The sequence below is a fragment of the Cellulophaga fucicola genome (assembly GCF_900119145.1).
Lineage (GTDB): Bacteria > Bacteroidota > Bacteroidia > Flavobacteriales > Flavobacteriaceae > Cellulophaga > Cellulophaga fucicola.
In genome coordinates, this window is sequence record NZ_FPIY01000002.1 from 62,689 (window position 1) to 83,152 (window position 20,464).

The window sequence follows — 20,464 nt, forward strand, 5'->3', positions numbered from 1 at the left end:
TTACTTATATAATATAAACAATAACTTATTTACAAAACGTAACAATTAGAATAACTATATAATTAATGAAGAAAGCCTATGACAAACAACTCAAAAACGAATTAAAACTAAAAACTAAACAATTATAACTCACAAAAAACTAATTTACTAACTTAAACTTTTTTAATATGATAATAAGGTTAAAATACGTGATTGCTACACTGGTAATTATCTTTACACAAGCAGCATTCTCGCAGACAAAAACTGTAAGCGGAGTTGTTACAGACCAAAGCGGTATTCCGCTAGGTGGCGTAACTGTTCTTGTATCTGGAACCACTAATGGTACTAGTACAGATTTTGATGGTAACTATACTATTGAAAACACTAAGGCTACAGACAAACTAGAGTTTACATATATAAGTATGGTAGCTCAGACAATTCTTATTGGTAACAAAACAACAATAAACGTAACACTACAAGAAGATGCACAAGCTCTTGACGAAGTTGTTATCGTAGGTTACGGAGCTAAGAAAAAGAGCTTAGTAACTGGTGCTATCTCTAGCATAGATAGCGAAGATATTAAAAGCGCATCTGGCCAAAGGGTAGAGCAAGTTTTACAAGGTAGAACTTCTGGTGTAAGCGTTTCTTCTTCTTCTGGTGCACCAGGTTCTGGAGCAAAAATTAGAATTAGAGGTGCTGGTTCTAGTGGTAACTCAGATCCTTTATACATCGTAGATGGTATGAAAACTTCTTCTATAGTAGATATAGCTCCTGGAGATATTGCTAATTTAGAAATTTTAAAAGATGCCGCTTCTGCTGCAATATATGGTACAGAAGGTGCAAATGGTGTTGTAATTATTACAACTAAAAAAGGTAAAATTGGTGGTTTAAAAGTTGGTTTTAATACACAAATAGCAATACAATCTGTTAAAACTAAAATGGATTTAATGAATGCTGATCAGTTTGTAGAGTATATGAACGAAGCAGGACAAGCTAATGTTGTTAATAATGGTTACGATACAGATTGGATAGACGAAACATTTAACAATGCTTTTATGTTTAGAAATGATGTTAACCTTTCTGGAGCAACAGAAAAACTATCTTACTATATGTCTGCCTCTAACTTAAACCAAGATGGTATTGTTGGTAAAGGCAATTCTTCTTTTGAACGTTCTACATTTAGAGCTAATGTAAAAGTAGATGTAACCAAGTGGTTAGAAGCTGGTGTAAATGCTACCTATTCTATTACAGACAAAAACGGTATACAAGAAAATAGCGACACTAGAGGTGTTATACAAAACATGTTAATTATAGACCCATTAACTCCTGCTACTTATGCTAATGGTGCTGTACCACAATCTGTAATAGATAGAGCTACAAATAACAATGTACCTTTATTAACAGATAACAATGGTAATGTATATGGATACCCTAGTTATTCTACTGGAGAGGTAATTAATCCTGTAGCATTTGCTAATAGTATTAACAAAACTATTACAGACACAAATCAGTTTTTAGGTTCTGCTTATTTAAAGTTTAATTTATTTGAAGGATTCAATTTTACGTCTAGATTTGGATATGAAAACGGAGAAACTGAAGTAAGAAACAATGTAAACCCTTATTACGTTTCTTCTGAAGCTGCTAATACAAAATACACAACATCACAAACTAAGTACCAAACTAAAAAGTGGTTGTGGGAAAACTTTGCAACATACACTAAGTCTATAAACGATCATAACTTTACGTTGTTAGCTGGTTATTCTGCAGAACAAACAAGATTTGAAACTACACTTTCTAGAAATGGTTCTATAGACATAGATCAGTTTACTGGATTTGATTTAGACTTACCTGGTTACACTGTAGAAGTTAAAGATATTATACCTGCTCCAGATAATATGGTTTCTATGTATGGTAGATTATCTTATGATTTTGCTGGTAAATATTTATTTGAAACATCTATAAGAAGAGATAGATCTGATAAATTCCCTGATGCTAACAAAGCTGGTACTTTCCCTGCTTTTTCTGCAGGTTGGTTATTATCTAAAGAAGATTTCTGGAAAGAAGATTCTAAAATAAACTATGCAAAATTAAGAGCTAGTTGGGGACAAAACGGAAGTAGAAGTAACCTTAATGGAAACTCAGATAAAACATATGTTATTAGAGCTATTAATGGTATTGATATAAATTACGAAGGATTAACAGGTGCACAGATTTCTGGCTACTCTAACCCTAACTTAGTTTGGGAAACATCTGAACAGTTAGATTTTGGTGCAGATTTTAGAGCTTTTGAAAACAGATTAAACTTTTCTGTAGATTATTATAAGAAGACTACAAGAGATGCTATTGTTAATGATGGTAGTTTAATTACTCCAGGTTCTGCAGGTTTTCAATCTAACGAATTTAACGCTGGTACTATAGAAAACAAAGGTTGGGAATTTGAGCTAGGTTATGGAGATACAACTAGTAGTGGTTTTAGATACGATATTAACGCTAACTTATCAACCCTAAAAAATGAAGTAACAGAAATTTTATTTGTACCAGAAGGTGCATCTATAATTGGTGCTGGTGCACAACAGAATCCTGATGGTGTTACACGTTTTACACAAGGACAACCTTCTTGGTACTTTTACGGTTACGAAACTAATGGTATAGATACTGCAACTGGTGAAGTTATTAAAGTAGATACTAATGGAGATAACATTATAAACAATGCAGATAAAGTTAATGTAGGTTCTCCTCACCCAGATGTTTTATTTGGTGGTAACATTGCTTTAGGATACAAAGCTATAGATTTTAATGTACAGTTTCAAGGTACAATTGGTAACGATATTTTTGCTACGTACCACCAACCTTCTAGACCTATAACTAACAAACCAGTACATTTTTATAATGAAAGATGGACACAACCTGGTGATGTTGCTACTTTTCCAGGAGCAGCTAATGTTATAGATTCTTACGATACAGATTTAATGGTAGAAGATGGTTCTTATATGAGAATTAAGCAAATACAAGTTGGGTATACATTACCTAAGAAAATTGCAGAGAAACTACGTATTAACAATTTAAGAATGTATGTATCTCTAGACGACTACTTTACATTTACAGATTACAAAGGTTTAGATCCAGAAATTGGTAACTTTAGCTATAATTCTATTGGTGTAGATAGAGGTTTTTATCCTACAGCTGCTAAAACTGTATTTGGTATTTCATTAGACTTTTAATAAAACAGATATATTATTATGAAAAAAATTATAGTAACAATGGTAACTATCCTATTAATAGGAGGAGTTACTTCATGTAGTGAAGATTTTACAACCAACCCTCGTGAGGATGGTGAAGACCTAGCAACATTTTTTCTTGAAGAAGAAAATGTAGATGCTGCTGTTGTAGGTATATATGACCTTATGCAACACAACTATTCTGTAGATTGGAACAGTGTATTTTTGGTAAAACAATTACCTGGAGATGATATGAATGCTGCTGGTGGTAACAGTGATGATCAACCACAATTACAAGATATAGACGATTACGCTAATGTATCTACATCTAACCAATCTATAAGAAGCGTTTGGGATTTGTTTTACAGAACAATTTCTTTATCAAACTTAGTTATAGAAAACATTAAAGACAGTGAGTTAAGTAACAAAGAACAAGCTTTAGCTGAAGCTAAATTTTTAAGAGCTTGGTCTTATTTTGAGCTTACAACTATGTTTGGTGATATTCCTTTAAGATTAACAATACCTGCTTCTGCTACAGAATTTGGAATTGCTAAATCTTCTAGAGCAGATATTTACGCACAAATAAAGCTAGACTTAACAGATGCAATTGCTGGTTTAAAAGATAAATCTGCATTAGCAGATAACTTTAGAGCTTCTAAAGGTGCTGCACAAGCATTAATGGGAAAAGTATTAGTTTTTGAAGGTAAATATGGCGAAGCAATTCCTTTTTTCGAGGATGTAATTGCTAATCCTGCTCACGACTTAGCTATAAATCCAGAAGATGTGTGGAGTATTAACCACGAATTTGGACCAGAATCTTTATTCGAAATTGGTTTTATCTCTACTACCGGAAGAGACTGGGGTAATTTTGCTTGGGGAGGTAGAAACGAGAATAACATACACATACAGTTAATGGGCCCACGTGGAGATGGTATTTTTGATGTTTCTACAATTGGTTTAATTAACGGTTGGGGTTTTAACTTACCAACTGCAAAATTAATGAACGCTTTTGATGCTGCTGGTGATACAGAAAGAAAAGTAGCTACTGTAATGACAGAAGCAGAATTAATAGCTGCTGGTGGTGCTGTAGACCAATCTCTTGCAACTGGTGGTGCTGTTTGGGATTACGAAGGTGGTATTAGAATTAAATACGCTACAAAAGAAGAAGATACAAGTTCTGACGGTGTTAAGGAATTAAACTATGGTACAAACTATAAACTGTTCCGTTATGCAGAAGTTTTATTATTAGCTGCTGAGGCTTACAATAAAGATAATAAAGATGGACAAGCTAGAACTGAGTTAAATAAAGTTAGAAACAGAGCTGGTTTAGCAGATGTAGATGCTTCTTTAGCTGGTGACGATTTATTTGAAGCTATTGTAAATGAAAAGTTTTTAGAATTAGCTCACGAAGGTCAACGTTTTTGGGATTTAGTACGTTGGGGTAAAGCTGCAACAGAATTAGCAGGTACAGGTTATACTGCTAAAAACGACTTGTTCCCTATTCCTGAAACAGAAATTGAAAAAAATTCAGAATTAACGCAAGCAGACCAGAATCCTGGTTATTAATTCTTAGAATATAGTAGTTAGATTTTTAGTTGAATTGATACGGCAGTTTAAGATTTCTTAAACTGTCGTATCTTTTTTATACCAAGTTCTAATCATCATTATATAAAAAGTCGCTTAAAAGAACAGTACTGTTCTTTTAAGCGACTTTTTATATGTATACAGTAGTTAATAATTAAATATACAGCTGTTTTTAAAGCGGTTAAATTAGTTAAAAAAGCCATTAAAATTTAAGAAATGATCAACTTAATACATTCATTTTTAGATAATTAATAATAAAATCTACTTTAACAATTTATTAACTTCGTTTAGTTCGGGAGTTTCCGAACCAACTATATCTTTGCACCTTTCTTTTACGCAAGAAATTAGTTTACTTAAGAATATGAATTCTAAAAAATAGCAAATGAAAAAAAACATTTGTATTAAAAAAAATGCCTTAGTAGAAAAACTAGGAATACATATAGAAGACAATAATGGTTATGCACCATTAGCATCTAGAATATTAGCCTACGTAATACTAACAGGTAAAATAGGTACCACTTTTGAAGATTTGGTTTCTGTATTGTGCGCTAGTAAAAGTACCATATCTACACATTTAAATTATTTATCAGATTTAAAGGAAATAGAATATTTTACAAAAACAGGAGATCGTAAAAAATATTATGTAATTACAAGCAACAAAATTAAGAATCATATTAATACAATGATTCACAAATGGGAAGTAGAAAAAGAATTACATCAAGAAATTAGAGATTATAAAGATGATATAAACAAAATAGAGACAACAACAGAAGAGGAAAAATTTGATTTAACATTTCATAACAATTACATACAATTTTTAAACCAAGCAATTACGTCTATATCTAAACTACACATAGACAACATTAACCTATAAAGACAAACAAGATGAAAAAGAGAACTATCAGTAAAATTTTAATACCAATGGCAGCAATTCTTGTCATTGTTGGCTGTGGCGGTAAGCAAGAGCAACAAGCTCCGCAAGCACCACCGGCATCTTTACCAGTTGTACAATTACAACCAAAAACGGTAACAGGGTTTACAGAGTACCCAACTACAATAGAAGGTGTTATTAATAGTAATGTTAGAGCTAAAGCTTCAGGATATATTCAGAAAGTATTAGTAGACGAAGGACAAAAAGTACGTAAAGGTCAAATTTTATTTAGACTAGAAACGCAATCTTTAAGTCAGGATGCTGGTGCTGCAAAAGCACGTATTAATGTTGCACAAGTAGAGGTAGATAAACTAATACCTTTAGTAGAAAAAAACATTATTAGTGCTGTGCAATTAGAAACTGCTAAAGCTAATTTAGCACAAGCAAAAGCTAATTACAGTAGTGTTGCTGCTACTATTGGTTATGCTACAATTAAAAGCCCTGTAGATGGTTATGTTGGTGCTATTAATTTTAGAGAAGGTACTTTAATTAGTCCTAGCGACCCAACACCATTAACAACTGTTAGTGATATTAGTAAAGTATATGCTTTTTTTAGTTTAAACGAAACTCAGTATTTAGACTTTTTACAAAATGCTGAAGGAAAAAATGTAAAAGAAAAATTAGCAAATTATGCAGATGTTAATTTGATTCTAGCAAATGGTAGTATTTATTCTGAAAAAGGAAAAATACAAACAAGTACAGGACAAGTAAATCCAAATACAGGTACTGTAAGCTTAAGAGCAATTTTTAACAACCCTAATCAACTTATTACAAACGGTAATAGTGGAAAAATACAAATTCCTACTGTTTATGAAAACGCTATAGTTATACCACAAGAAGCTACTTACGAGCAACAAGGTAATGTTATGCTTTTTAAATTAGGAGAAAATAATAAAGTGGTTAACACTATTGTAAAGGTAAAAGCAACTATAGGCAATTTATATGTTATAGAATCTGGTTTAGATGCTAAAGATAAAATTGTTACTACTGGTGTTGGCAAATTAAGAGATGGCGTAGAAATAGCTCCAAAAGAAGTTTCTTTTGATGACGTTCTAAAGCCAATCGAAACATTATTTAAAAACTAGAAATTTAGAAACTATGTTAAAAACATTTATTGAAAGGCCTGTACTTTCAACAGTTATTTCTATAATTATAGTTATGCTTGGTGTTATTAGTATCACCGGCTTACCTATAGAGGAATACCCAGATATTGCGCCACCAACTATTAAGGTAACAGCATCTTACCCAGGTGCAAACGCAGAAACAGTTCTAGAAAGTGTAATTGTACCTATAGAAGAACAAATTAACGGTGTAGAAGGTATGACGTATATTACCTCTACAGCATCTAACAATGGTACTGCAGATATTACTGTATATTTTGATCAGACAGTAGATGCAGATATTGCTGCAGTAAACGTACAAAACCGTGTTGCTAGAGCAAATCCATTATTACCACAAGAGGTAAAACAAACTGGTGTTACTACACAAAAACAAGAGACAAGTGCATTAATGTTCTTATCTATGTATACAGATAGTGACGATTACGATGCTACTTTTATTCAGAATTACCTAAAAATCAACGTAATACCTGCAATGCAACGTATTAAAGGTGTTGGTGATGTTAGTGTATTTTCTCAACAAGATTATGCAATGCGTATTTGGTTAAAACCAGAAAAACTTGCTGCATATGGTTTAATTCCTTCAGATATTTCTGCTGTATTAGCCGAGCAAAACTTAGAAGCTGCTGCAGGGTCTTTAGGAGAAAATAACGGAGAAGCATTTACATATACGTTAACCTACAGCGGACGTTTTAAAGACGAGAAGCAATACGGAGACATTGTAATTAAAGCATTAGGAAACGGAGAATTTTTACGTTTAAACGATGTAGCTAAAATAGAGTTAGATGCACAATCTTACTCTTCAAACGCAATGAGTTTAGGACATCCTGCAGTATTTATGGGGGTTTTTCAAACTAAAGGATCTAATGCAAGAGAAATTATTGAGAACATAAAAACAACTTTAGAATCTGTTGAAAGAGATTTACCAGAAGGATTAAACATTTTTGTTCCTTATGATACTAGTTTGTTCTTAAACGCATCTATAGAAAAGGTAGTTAGCACTTTAATTGAAGCATTTTTACTAGTATTCTTAGTTGTATTTATCTTTTTACAAGATTTTAGATCTACATTAATACCTGCAATAGCGGTACCAGTATCTATTATAGGTACGTTCTTTTTCCTTAGTGTTTTTGGTTATTCTATTAACCTATTAACTTTATTTGCTTTAGTCCTCGCCATAGGTATTGTGGTAGATGATGCCATTGTGGTTGTAGAAGCCGTACACGCAAAAATGGATGAAGGTGTTAAAAATCCTAAAAAAGCAACATTAGTTGCTATGAACGAGATCTCTGGGGCTATTATATCTATTACTTTAGTAATGGCAGCAGTATTTATTCCGGTAACCTTTATTACAGGACCTACAGGTGTATTTTACGAGCAATTTGGTGTAACATTAATTATTGCAATTCTTATTTCTGCAGTAAACGCATTAACGTTAAGTCCGGCTTTATGTGCTTTATTATTAAAAGAACATAAGGATGATGAAGAGTTAAAAGGAAAAAGTCCTTTAAAGCGTTTTTACACATTATTTAATCGTGGTTTTAACGCTACAATAGAGAAATACGGTAAATCACTTCAGTTCTTATACAAGAAAAAATTTATATCTGTTATATTATTAATAATAGCAGTAATAGGTATTTTCTGGGCTGCTAAAACAACGCCAACTGGTTTTGTACCAGATGAAGATAGAGGTATTATTTTTGCCAATATAGAGTTGCCAGCAGGTTCTTCTTTGGATAGAACAAATGCTGTAGCAAAAGATTTATACGATAAGATAAATGGTATAGACGGTATTATTGGTGTTAACTTTATTAAAGGTCGAAGTTTAATTAGTGGATCTGGTACAAACTACGGTTTTGGTATTATAAAACTTAAAGATTGGGGTGAGCGTAAAGATCCATCACTATCTGCACAAGCAATTACTGGAAAATTATTTGGTGTTGCATCTTCAATACCAGAAGCAAACATTATTTTCTTCTCTCCTCCAAGTATTAGAGGTTTTGGTAACTCAGCTGGTTTTGAAGTTAACTTGTTAGATAAATTTGGTGGTGAATTTACAGACTTAGATAAAGCGAATCAAGAATTTGCTGCAGCTTTAATGTCTCACCCAGAAATTAAATATGCACAATCTGCTTTTAACACAAAGTATCCACAGTACGAGATGGAAATTAATGTGCCTTTAGCTAAAGAAAAAGGAGTGCCAATTAATAGTATCTTCTCTACTCTACAAGGGTATATTGGAGGTATTTATGCTTCAGATTTCTCTAAATATGGTAAACAGTTTAGAGTTTACATACAAGCTCTACCAGAAGATCGTGCTAGCCTAGATGCTTTAAACAGTATGTATGTTAGGACTGATGCAGGAGAAATGACACCAATTACACAGTTTGTAAAATTAGAGCGTGTATATGGTCCGCAATCTGTAACTCGTTTTAACTTATTTAATTCTACAACAATTACAGGGGCAACAAATGCAGGTTTTAGTACTGGTGATGCCATTAAAATTATTGAAGAAGAGGTTGCAAAACTACCAAGTAATTACACTGTTGCATATTCTGGTTTAACTCGTGAAGAGGTAAACGCTGGTAACCAAACTACGTTTATATTTATATTAAGTATTTTGTTTGTTTACTTCTTATTAAGTGCACAGTACGAGAGTTACTTATTACCATTTGCAGTAATATTTTCTTTACCATTTGGTGTATTTGGAGCTTATATAAGTACTAAATTCTTTGGATTAGAAAACAACATCTATTTTCAAATTGCATTAATTATGCTTATTGGTCTACTAGCCAAGAACGCTATATTAATTGTGGAATTTGCCCTAGCTAGACGAAAAAATGGCGAAAGTATTGTAGATGCTGCCATACACGGTGCAAAAGCACGTTTACGTCCTATATTAATGACATCATTTGCCTTTATCTTAGGTTTAATGCCATTGGTATTAGCAAAAGGTGTTGGTGCAGAAGGTAACAACTCTATTGGTACTGGTGCAGCTGGTGGTATGTTAATAGGTACAGTTTTAGGGGTATTTGTTATTCCAATATTGTTTATTTTATTTCAATGGTTACAAGAAAAAGTTTCTAGTAAACCAGCAGTTCAAACTACAGAAGAATAAGAATTATGAAATCTACAACGAAATATAAATTTATTAGCAAAACAGCACTTGTCGTAGTTGTTGCATTTACACTACAAAGTTGTTTTGTTGCTAAGGATTACGAAAGGACTGAGTTTAAAGAAACTGAAGCCCTATACAGAACAGACAATTTGCCTACAGATAGTATATCTATGGCAAATGTGTCTTGGAAAACAATTTTTACAGACAATTATTTAGAGCAATATATTAATGAAGGATTGCAAAGCAATTTAGATATTAGAATTGCAATACAACAATTGGCTGCTGCAGAAGCTTATGCTAAACAAGGTAAAGCGGGCTATTTACCTACTTTAGACGTTGGTGCTAAATTAACGCACCAAGAGCTTTCTAAAAATAGTCAGTTTGGATCTTTCTTTAATGGTAGTTTAGACCAATATGATATTACAGCTAACCTATCTTGGGAAGCAGACATTTGGGGTAAAATAAGAAGCAATAAAAGAGCTACACAAGCTGCATATATGCAAAGTGTTGCTGGTCATCAGGCAGTAAAAACGCAACTTATCTCTAGTATCGCAAATACGTATTATAACTTATTGGCTTTAGATGCTCAATTGGCTGTTACAAAAAAGACTATTGAGACAAGAGAAAGTAGTGTAGAAACTATAAAAGCTTTAAAAGATGCTGGTAACGTAACGCAAGTTGCAGTAGACCAAAACATAGCGCAATACAACAGCGCTAAGGCTTTAAAAGTAGATTTAGAAACTGCCATTTTTAAAACTGAAAATACACTTAGTATTTTATTAGGTAAAGCGCCACAAAACATTAAAAGAACTAGTCTAGATGTACAAGATATATCAACAGATTTAACTGTTGGTGTGCCTTCTACCTTACTAAGCAACAGACCAGATGTAATGGCTGCTGAGTATGGACTAATTCAGTCTTTTGAGCTTACTAATGTTGCTAGAAGTAGTTTTTATCCATCATTAACGCTAACAGCTTCTGGAGGTTTTCAGAGTTTAGAATTAGACCAGTTAATAGATGCTAATTCGCTTTTTGCCAATATAATTGGTGGGTTAACACAACCTCTTTTTAATCAGCGTAAGCTAAAAACACAAAAAGAAGTTGCTTTAGCACAACAAGAACAGTCTTTATTACAATTTAAAAAGACATTACTAGTTGCTGGCTCAGAAGTTTCTAATGCTTTATACACATATAATGCTGAAACAGAAAAGTACGAGTATAGACAAAAACAAGTTGAAGCTTTACGTAGAGCAGAGCTTAATTCTGAAGAGTTACTTAAAAACGGGTACGCTAACTACCTAGATTTATTAACTGCTAGAGAGAGTGCTTTAAATGCAGAGCTTAGTATTATAGACAGTAAGTTACAACAACTAACAAGTATTGTAAATCTATACGAAGCACTTGGTGGTGGCTGGAGATAAAAACAGTAATGATTACTAAAAAGGAACTTTTAAAGTGTGCAATTACCAACTTTACAAAATTTGGTAGTAAACGTTTAACTTTAGATGAACTAGCAAAAATTTTAGGGATATCTAAAAAAACAATTTATATACATTTTAAAAACAAAGAAACTTTAGTAGAAAATAGTTTAGAGTTTTTATTAGATGAATACAAAGCAGACATTAAAAGCATTATAGCGGATAACAAAAAAGACGCTATACTTACTATTATATTAATATACAAAAGAGGGTTAGAGTATCTTAGATACTTTAAACCCTCTTTTATTTTTGGCCTAAAAAAATATTACCCTGATGCTTATACTATTTTCGATAATTTTAGAGTAGAATTAGCATACGTTACCATTTTAGATTTACTTAAAAAAGCAAAAGAAGACGGCTATATACGTAACAATGTAAATCTTAAATTAGTTACAGAACTCTATTTTTTAAGAATAGAATCTATTGCATTTACCGTAGATAATCTTTTTACGGTTTATGATATTAACACAATTCTAGACCACTTTATTGTAAATAATTTAAGAGGAATAACTACAAGCCAATACTCTAATTGTTATTACAATTAACTCCTCTTTTTAAAAATATTAGCATCTAAAAAATAGGTCATTTTTAATGATATTGTTGTGCTACTTTTCTCTTCTAAAACACGTTTAAAATTTGTACCATAGGTAGAGTTTACATCTGTGTTGTAATAGTTAGCCCCTAACTTACAGGCCAAACTAATTTCACTCGCTGGAGCAAACTGCCATTTAGATATAAAATCTATATTAAACTGATTAAAATTATCATCGTAATCATCTGGATTTATAGCAAAATTATGAGTTGTAAAATCTCCATTTTCTTTTAATGAAAACTGATCTTTATAATCTACAGTAATCCAATAATGACGCAAACGCATATTTACGTTTAAGGTAGAGTTTACAGCGTAATTTAACGTAATTGCATTACTTAATTCTTTTACTTTTCTACTACCAAAAATAATACTATTATCTTGTTTTGCTAAAAAACCTACTCCGTTTGGTTTATCTTCTAAAGCCTGACTAAAATATAATGAAAAATGCTGACCAACCCTGGCATTTACACCATAACCTGCTATAAACTCTTTTTTGTAAATTTCAGAATTAAAATATTTTACTAAGACCATATAACCTGCTATAGAAACAGCTTTATTATCATTAGTTTGGTACTCTAAAAATGTTTCTGCTTGTGCTGGCACATTAAAATGCTTGTCTTTTGTACGAGCCTCAAAAAAGTTTTTACTCTTTTCTATATATCTAAACTCTCCAAAAAATGTATGGTTGTTTTTTTTAAATACTCCGTAAGACCCCAATTTATAATAAGTCTGTTCTTCCTTTAATAAGCTATAGTAATACGTTTGTTGGTGATCTAGAAAAACTTGATATCTAGAAAATATTTTTTCAGGGTTATTGTTTGTGTACCGCAAATCTCCTTTAAAACGGAACTCATTATTTCTAGACAAATATCCAAAGTCATTAGAATCAAATTTATCATCTAATAATTTAACAGACACACCACCTGTCCATTTACCACTTACTTTACCTGCATACCCATAATATTCGTGTCCAAATTGGTCTTCTTCTCCTGTAAAATATTTTTGAGAAAGTGCCTTTTTAAAGTACATAGAATACGTTCTGTCTTTATTGTAATACCTGTACAAAAGTGCCGTTAAATTAGCATCGTACGCAGATCCGCTACGTAAAACAGAATTATTTATAAAAGTTAAAGAAGAGTTGTTTTTTAGTGTCTTATCTAAAACAATTGCATTGTAATTCGTTAGTGGGTTAGTTAGTACATTTCTTGTAGTATTGGTATTTGTATTTTTAATTTCGGCTTTACTCTCTGCAGTAATTCCGTTTAAAATACCAATAGACAATCCGTTTTTAGATTTACCTGTAAACTTTATAAGGTTTATAATATTAGACGTTACAGGGTTTTCTATAATCTCTTCTTCATCAGTCTTTGTAATAGTATCTTTATAGATTGGGGTACCTCCTATTCTACGTGTGTATAAATATCCACCTTTATCAAAAATCTCTGTACCCTCTACAAAAAACTGTCTGTTTTCATTAAATTTTACTTCAAACGGAGATAAATTAAAAATCTGATCGTCTGATGGTGCCTGACTAAAATCTGGAATAAGAGAAACATCTAATGTATATGCATTTTTATGCACGTATTTTACATCTAAACCGCCATTAAAAGTTGTGTTTTTATAACCTACAGGACTCTTTTCTGTAACAACAGACACAAAAGGATTAAACGATAAATTTAGCGGTGGTGCAATATTATTTAATCCGTTTAATTTTCCAAGCTGATTTAAATACCCATCTAGATCTAACCGTATTGGACTCCAATAAGCATCTTCATTTAAACTATTAGTTATACGCTGAAAATTTATTTTAAAATTGCTTAAATCCTCTTTAGGAAAACGTATACTGTTAAAAGGTATTTTCATCTCCACAATCCATTTATCATTATACAATTTTACTTTGCTCTGCCAAACTACGTTGTAATTGGAGTAAGAATCGGTTGCCGTTATTTTTTGATCTAACTGTACACCAGCTGCTGTAACAGAGAAATCGTAACCTTCTCTTGCCTCACCAAAAGGATCTATTTGTATCCCAAAAACATCTGCATTACCAGTATCGTCCCTAGCGGTTAACTGGTTACTTATTGTTTCTTTATTCGCTACATATAAAACACCCAGAACATATAAATAAGCATCATCAAACAAAATAGCTATATCTGTTTTTTGTTTAGATGGTTTACCTGCTTCTGGCAAAGTTTGTGTAAAATTACCAGCTATTAAATGCTGTTGCCAAATAGACTCTGTTACTTCGCCATCAATCTTTATAGGTTCGTTTACTTTGTGTATTGTTATATTTTTTTGAGCAGACATTTTATGTACTATAAGACTTAATACACAAAAGACAAACAACTTATACATATTGTTTTTATTTGATAGTTTCATTATTGGTTGTTTTTTAATTGATGCCGCAAATGTGAGGTTGTTCTATTAATAAGTTGGTTAACCCAAGGTTAAAGGGCGGTTAATACCAAGACTATTAGAATTTTTAAATAATTAACAGAAGAATAAAAAGCCTTTAAACACTGTAAACACAGCATATATTAACGTTAATGAAGGGTTAACGGTTTCTGTTTGCACTACTTAATCTAGGTTTATTGGTACTTTTGACTTGCAGAAAAAAACCAATGAAAAACAAAACAACCATATTAATAAGTACCGCTATACTAGTTTTAATAGCGTTATCGTCTATACAGGCATACTTAATAAACAATACCTATCAACTAAAAAAGAAGGCATTTATTAACGAAACAACAGATGTTATATCTATTATAGATGACAACCCTAAACTAGATTCTTTATATAATATTTGGGGAGACGATTTAAAAAATAACATATCAGATTATAAAAACAATCGTTTATCTAAAGCTCAAATTATAAGTAGATCTAATGAAAAGAGTAACAGCTTAAACTCCGAGTTTAAAAGAATATTTAAAGAAGAATTAAAGAAAGTTAACTTAGGGTATGATGTAGATTTTAAAATGAATTTAACCAGCGTTGTTCTTTTAGATAAAATTAAAAACGACACTATATTTTCGGCTAGCAAAAACCAATCTAGATTATTTGGAGAAAAGTTTGATGATGAAAATGCAAAAACAATAAATAATGCCAAATGGTTTTCTGAACAAGAGTTTGTAGAAAAAGTTGAAGGTGAAATAAAAATAAACACATTTGATTTAGAAGTTAAATCTGAAAATAAAATATTAATTAAAGAATGGAAAAGCATTGTATACAAAAGAATGGCATTTCTACTCTTTGCCTCTGTACTTATATTTTTAATAGTTATTGGCCTTTTATATTACTCTATAAAAAACCTAATAACACAGAAAAAAATAACAGCAATTAAAACCGACTTTATAAACAACATTACACACGAGTTAAAAACGCCTTTAGCAACCTTAAGTATTGCATCTAAAAGTCTTAAAAAAGCAGAAATTAAGAATAACGAAGCTATTTTTAATAGCACTCTTAATATTGTAGACAGACAAAATGAACGTTTACAAAAGCTAATAGACCAAGTATTGACCAATAGTCTAAGTTCCGAAGAAATTGTTCTAAATAGAGAACAGATTATAGATAACGAATACTTTAAACATTTAATTGAAGATTTTAAATTATCTGTACAACAACAAGATGTTACCATAATAAACAAAGTTTGCTCTGCAGAAGTTTTACTGCGCATAGATAAGTTTCATTTTACTACGGCACTATTAAACATATTAGAAAATGCGGTAAAGTATGGTACAGAATCTATACAAATTACTATAGAAACCAAACATACAAACGGAGAGTATAGTATTGTAATTAAAGACAATGGCATTGGCATCCCAGAAAAAAACCTTCCATTAATTTTCGATAAATTCTATAGAGTTACAGATGGTAACCTACACAATGTAAAAGGCTTAGGACTGGGACTATATTACACAAAACAAATAATAAATGCGCACAATGGCACTATTACAATAGAAAGCCAATTGCATAAAGGAACAACGTTTACTATTAAAACACCTATAAACTAATGCAAAAGACAACTGTTTTATTAGCCGAGGACGATTTTGATTTTGGAAGTATTTTAAAGCAATACTTAGAAATTCACGATTTTACTGTTACCTGGGCAAAAGATGGAAAAGAAGCTTTAGACTCTTTTACAAAAGAAGCAAGTAACAACAACCCTTTTGACATTTGTGTTTTTGATGTTATGATGCCAAAAATGGATGGTTTTACCTTAGCCGAAAAAATAATAAACAATAGTCCAGAAACTCCTTTTGTTTTTTTAACAGCCAAAAAAATGAAAGAAGATAAGATTAAAGGGTTAAAGCTTGGAGCAGACGATTATATAGTAAAACCCTTTGAAGCAGATATACTAATATTACGATTAAAAAATATATTAAAAAGAACACAAAAAATCATTCATCAATCAAAAAACAACAGTAGTTACAACATAGGCGCCTATGTTTTTAACCCTGTTAATTACCAATTACTTTTTAATAACAAAATACAACGACTAACAGAAAAAGAAGCTCAGTTAATAGCCTATTTTTTTGAAAACAAAAACCAAATGGTAAAAAGAGATCATCTGCTTACTGCTGTTTGGGGCACAGATGATTTTTTCTCTGGTCGCAGTATGGACGTTTTTATTAGTAGACTCCGTAAATATTTTAAAGAAGACAACAACATTTCTATAGAAAGTGCGCGTGGTGTTGGCTTAACTTTTAAAATTAAGGAGTAAAATGTAACAACAAAAACTTCTGTAAAAAGCAGAAATTAAAAACAAAATCTATGAAAAAAATAACAATATTAACCGTACACATTATTTTATTTTTACTAGGAAACACAGTACTAGCACAAACAATACCAACTCCGCCAAAACCACCAACAACACATACATCTAGTTCTAGTTCTATGTCTTATTCTAGCTCTAGCAGCGATAATCGTGGTGGTAACATTTCTATAGCTATTAGCAATACAAATGACAGTTATAAGTTTAAAGCAAAATTCCCCGAAAAAAGATACTCAGAATTAGTATCTGTCTTAAAAAATGAATTAGAATCTAAAAAAATGACCAAATCTGGTAATTCTTATTCTTGGATTTCTAATGCTGATGAAAATGAAGTTTACAATGTAAATTTAAATTCTAAAAAACTAGTGATGTCTTTAGATAAAAATGTAGCTTCTGATGCACTTATTGATAAGTTTGAAGCCTTAGGAAAAACATTAAAAACAGTTATATCTGGTAGTAATGAAACAAAGCGAGAAGCAGAAGAATTACAACGTGAAGCAGATAGATTACTTAGAGATGCAGAAAGAATGCAACGTGAAGCAGATAGAATACACAGAGAAGCCAAACGTATAGAACAAGCCAGTTTAGAAAGCTATAGAGAAGATGCTATGCATATTGCAGAAGAAGCAAAACGCTTAGCAGAAAAAGCTGCAATAATTAGTGTAGAAGCAAGTCATAAAGGAGCTATTAATGCTCCTTTAAAAATGCTATTGCGTAGTAACAAAACTTACTTAAGTAATACCCTAATAAACACAATTAATTATACTTGGCCAAGTGCGCAAAATGAACTTATTACGGCTCTTTTAAAAGATAATATAGTACAATCTAAAAATGATATAGTTTTTAATACAGACCCAACAGGTGTTTACATAAACGGCACAAAACTTACCAATACACAAATTAACCAGTACAAGAGTATTTTAAAAAAATATAACATTACGCCAGATAATACATTCTCGTTCTACAAAACAGACAATAATATTGTTATTATTAATGACAATGCAAAACTTACTAGCTTTTTAAAAAGCTTAAAAGAAAAAGGATATATAAACTCTTTAAAAGACAAATTGCTTTTAGAAATTAACGGTACCAGTATTATAAAAAACGGAAAGGCAGTTTCTGCTAAAGATCTAGCAATTTACAATACGTTACTTTTAAAAAATAACATTATACCTGCACCCGGAAAAATTATAGAAATAACAACTTCTAATGCATATAAATTAGGCTACACATTAAATAACAATGCACATTTAGGAACTTGGGTTATGCCTTAACTAAAACACAACCCAGTTCTTATTTTTTTTTAAACTACTTCTTGTTTACAGACATAGAGTATGGCTTAGCTTCTTTAGCTGTACCTCTACTCTTATTTGGTACATTTTTCATACTAAAATCGTATGTTGTACCATCCATAATATCATCAAACGTAATATAGTTTTTATTGTAACTACTACCATTTTTCTGTACTGCATCAATATAAATATTCTCTTTAGTATTCTCTGGTGCATTTACTGTAAAAGTTTTACCGTTTCTTAAATGCATTTTTACACTTTTAAATAAAGGGCTACCTAAAGCATATTCACCTGTTCCTGGAGTTACAGGGTAAAAACCAGCTGCAGAAAATACGTACCAAGCAGATGTTTGTCCGTTATCCTCATCACCACACAAACCGTCTGGCGCAGAAGAATATAATTTATCCATTACATTACGTGTGTGCATTTGCGTTTTCCAAGGTTGCTCTAACCAATTATACAAATAAATTGCGTGTTGTATGGGTTGGTTACCGTGTGCATATTGCCCCATATCTGCAACTAACATTTCTGTAATTTCATGTATTTGTTGTCCGTAATAAGAATCGTTAAAAGTTGGTGCTGTTGTAAAAACATCGTCTAATCTAGAACGCATTTTGTCTACACCACCAAAGTCATCTGCTAACCCTAACGGATCGTGAAAAACACACCACGTCCAATGCCAAGCAGCACCCTCTGTAAAAGCATCTCCCCACTTATCTGGCGTGTATGTAGTTGCCCAGGAACCATCTTTATTTTTACCACGCATAAAACCAATTTCAGGATCAAATACGTTTTTATAATTTAAAGAGCGTTGTCTAAATAACTTAACCTCTTTTTTAGGTTTTCCTAAAGCTTCACCTAATTCTGCAATACTCCAATCTGCATATGCATATTCTAATGTACGCGCAGCATTTTCATTAACTCCAACATCATAAGGAACGTATCCTAAATCATTATAAAATTCAGCTCCAAAACGACCAACAGAATTAACTGGTCCTTTACTTGTTGAGTTTTTAACAACAGCCTCATATAAGGTTTCAATATCAAAACCTCTAATACCTCTTAAATATGCATCTGTAATGTTTATGGCAGAGTTAGACCCTATCATACAATCTCTATGCCCTGGACTTGCCCATTCTGGCAACCAACCACTTTCATTATATGTGTTTACAAGGCCTTGCATTACATTACTTAAGTAATCTGGATACATTATAGTAAAGAAAGGAAAAACAGCTCTAAATGTATCCCAAAAGCCATTATCTGTAAACATATAACCTGGTAATACTTTGCCATTGTAAGGACTGTAATGTACTATTTTATCATCTGCATTTAGCTCATAAAACTTTCTAGGGAATAATAACACACGATACAAAGCAGTATAAAATGTTCTGTATTGTTCTACAGTACCACCATCTACTTCCATACGTCCTAATTCCTTATTCCATGCAGTTGCAGCTTTTTCTTTAGTCTGATTAAAAGTGTCTTCTCCTATTTCTCTTTTTAAGTTGATTTCTGCTTGTTCTAAACTTATAAAAGACGATGCCACTTTTGCAGTAACCTGCTCCCCGTCTTTTGTTGAAAAACTAATTGCAGCACCAACGTGGTATCCTTCTGCTTCTTTGGTGAACGATATTTGTTCTTTACCTTCTTTTTCTTTTTTCCAAGTTAGAACCTCATCAAAATCTTTATCGAAAACTAAAACAAAGTAATTGTGAAAATTCTCTGGTACACCACCACTATTATTTCTACAATAGCCAATAATTTTACGCTCTTCTGGTATTATTTTTACCATAGATCCTTTAAAAAAACCATCTACAAGAATATGAGATTTTTTAGATTCTGGAAATGTAAACCTAAACTGTGCTCCTCTTTCTGTTGGTGTAATTTCTGTAGTTACATCATAATCTGCCAAGTAAGCACTGTAGTAATGTGGTTTGCTAATTTCTGATTTATGTGAATACCAAGAAGCTCTATCGTCTTCATTAATTTTTAATTTTCCTGTTTCCGGAAACAAAGAAAAAGCAGCATAATCATTGATCCACGGGCTTGGTTGATGCGTTTGTTTAAAACCTCTAAGTTTTAAAGCATCGTAGGTATATCCCCAGCCGTCTCCCATTTTACCAGTTTGCGGTGTCCAAAAGTTCATTCCCCAAGGCGTAGCAATTGCTGGGTAAGTATTACCATTAGATAAAGCAAACTCAGAATCTGAACCTACCAACGGGTTTACATAATCTACATAAGATGTTGCCGATTTACTTTGAGCAAATATGGCTGTGTTTACAAGTACAATTAGGGGAAAAAGTATTTTTATTAATTTCATTTTTTGAGATTGTTTACACTATTTTGAATAGGAAATATTTTACTAATTTAAGCTTATTTG

General features: G+C 31.8%; 12 protein-coding genes. 10 read left to right on the forward strand and 2 right to left on the reverse strand.

Annotation, left to right across the window (positions count from 1 at the left end):
• The first annotated feature begins 167 nt into the window (after positions 1–167).
• The 7 genes from BT107_RS06480 (at position 168) to BT107_RS06510 (ending at position 11,971) form a co-directional block, all read left to right on the forward strand.
• The gene (locus BT107_RS06480; protein WP_072302986.1) at positions 168–3,200 is read left to right on the forward strand and encodes a SusC/RagA family TonB-linked outer membrane protein; all 3,033 of its coding nucleotides are present in this window, start codon (positions 168–170) and stop codon (positions 3,198–3,200) included.
• Positions 3,201–3,218: 18 nt separating this feature from the next.
• The gene (locus BT107_RS06485; protein ID WP_072302987.1) at positions 3,219–4,763 is read left to right on the forward strand and encodes a RagB/SusD family nutrient uptake outer membrane protein; all 1,545 of its coding nucleotides are present in this window, start codon (positions 3,219–3,221) and stop codon (positions 4,761–4,763) included.
• Positions 4,764–5,163: 400 nt separating this feature from the next.
• Positions 5,164–5,655, forward strand: a complete 492-nt coding sequence (locus BT107_RS06490) for a GbsR/MarR family transcriptional regulator (protein WP_072302988.1) — start codon at positions 5,164–5,166, stop codon at positions 5,653–5,655.
• Positions 5,656–5,666: 11 nt separating this feature from the next.
• Positions 5,667–6,797: an efflux RND transporter periplasmic adaptor subunit gene (locus BT107_RS06495; RefSeq protein WP_072302989.1), complete on the forward strand. Its 1,131-nt coding sequence runs from the start codon at positions 5,667–5,669 to the stop codon at positions 6,795–6,797.
• Between the two features lie 13 nt (positions 6,798–6,810).
• The gene (locus BT107_RS06500; protein WP_072302990.1) at positions 6,811–9,948 is read left to right on the forward strand and encodes an efflux RND transporter permease subunit; all 3,138 of its coding nucleotides are present in this window, start codon (positions 6,811–6,813) and stop codon (positions 9,946–9,948) included.
• 5 nt (positions 9,949–9,953) lie between these two features.
• On the forward strand, positions 9,954–11,369 hold the full coding sequence (locus BT107_RS06505) for a TolC family protein (RefSeq protein ID WP_072302991.1): 1,416 nt from the start codon (positions 9,954–9,956) through the stop codon (positions 11,367–11,369).
• Positions 11,370–11,377: 8 nt separating this feature from the next.
• Positions 11,378–11,971 (forward strand): TetR/AcrR family transcriptional regulator, encoded by a 594-nt coding sequence (locus tag BT107_RS06510; protein WP_072302992.1) that lies wholly within the window; start codon positions 11,378–11,380, stop codon positions 11,969–11,971.
• On the opposite strand, the gene BT107_RS06515 is transcribed toward BT107_RS06510, so the two are convergent.
• On the reverse strand, positions 11,968–14,397 hold the full coding sequence (locus BT107_RS06515) for a DUF5916 domain-containing protein (RefSeq protein ID WP_084639171.1): 2,430 nt from the start codon (positions 14,395–14,397) through the stop codon (positions 11,968–11,970). The two genes, BT107_RS06510 and BT107_RS06515, sit on opposite strands and share 4 nt — an antisense overlap.
• Positions 14,398–14,639: 242 nt before the next feature.
• On the opposite strand from BT107_RS06515, the gene BT107_RS06520 reads away from it, so the two are divergent.
• From BT107_RS06520 to BT107_RS06530, 3 genes are read left to right on the forward strand one after another with little or no spacing between them, the layout of a single operon-like run.
• A complete protein-coding gene (locus BT107_RS06520) occupies positions 14,640–16,031 on the forward strand; it encodes a sensor histidine kinase (RefSeq protein WP_072302994.1) in 1,392 nt (463 codons plus the stop codon).
• Entirely contained in the window at positions 16,031–16,741 is a 711-nt protein-coding gene (locus tag BT107_RS06525) for a response regulator transcription factor (RefSeq protein ID WP_072302995.1), read from the forward strand. The genes BT107_RS06520 and BT107_RS06525 overlap by 1 nt, the downstream gene beginning before the upstream one ends.
• Before the next feature lie 50 nt (positions 16,742–16,791).
• Positions 16,792–18,066: an ATP synthase subunit B family protein gene (locus tag BT107_RS06530; protein ID WP_072302996.1), complete on the forward strand. Its 1,275-nt coding sequence runs from the start codon at positions 16,792–16,794 to the stop codon at positions 18,064–18,066.
• A gap of 34 nt (positions 18,067–18,100) precedes the next feature.
• Here BT107_RS06530 and BT107_RS06535 read toward each other — a convergent pair whose 3' ends face one another.
• Complete coding sequence (locus BT107_RS06535) at positions 18,101–20,404, reverse strand: GH92 family glycosyl hydrolase (protein ID WP_072302997.1); 2,304 nt, start codon at positions 20,402–20,404, stop codon at positions 18,101–18,103.
• Positions 20,405–20,464: the final 60 nt, after the last annotated feature.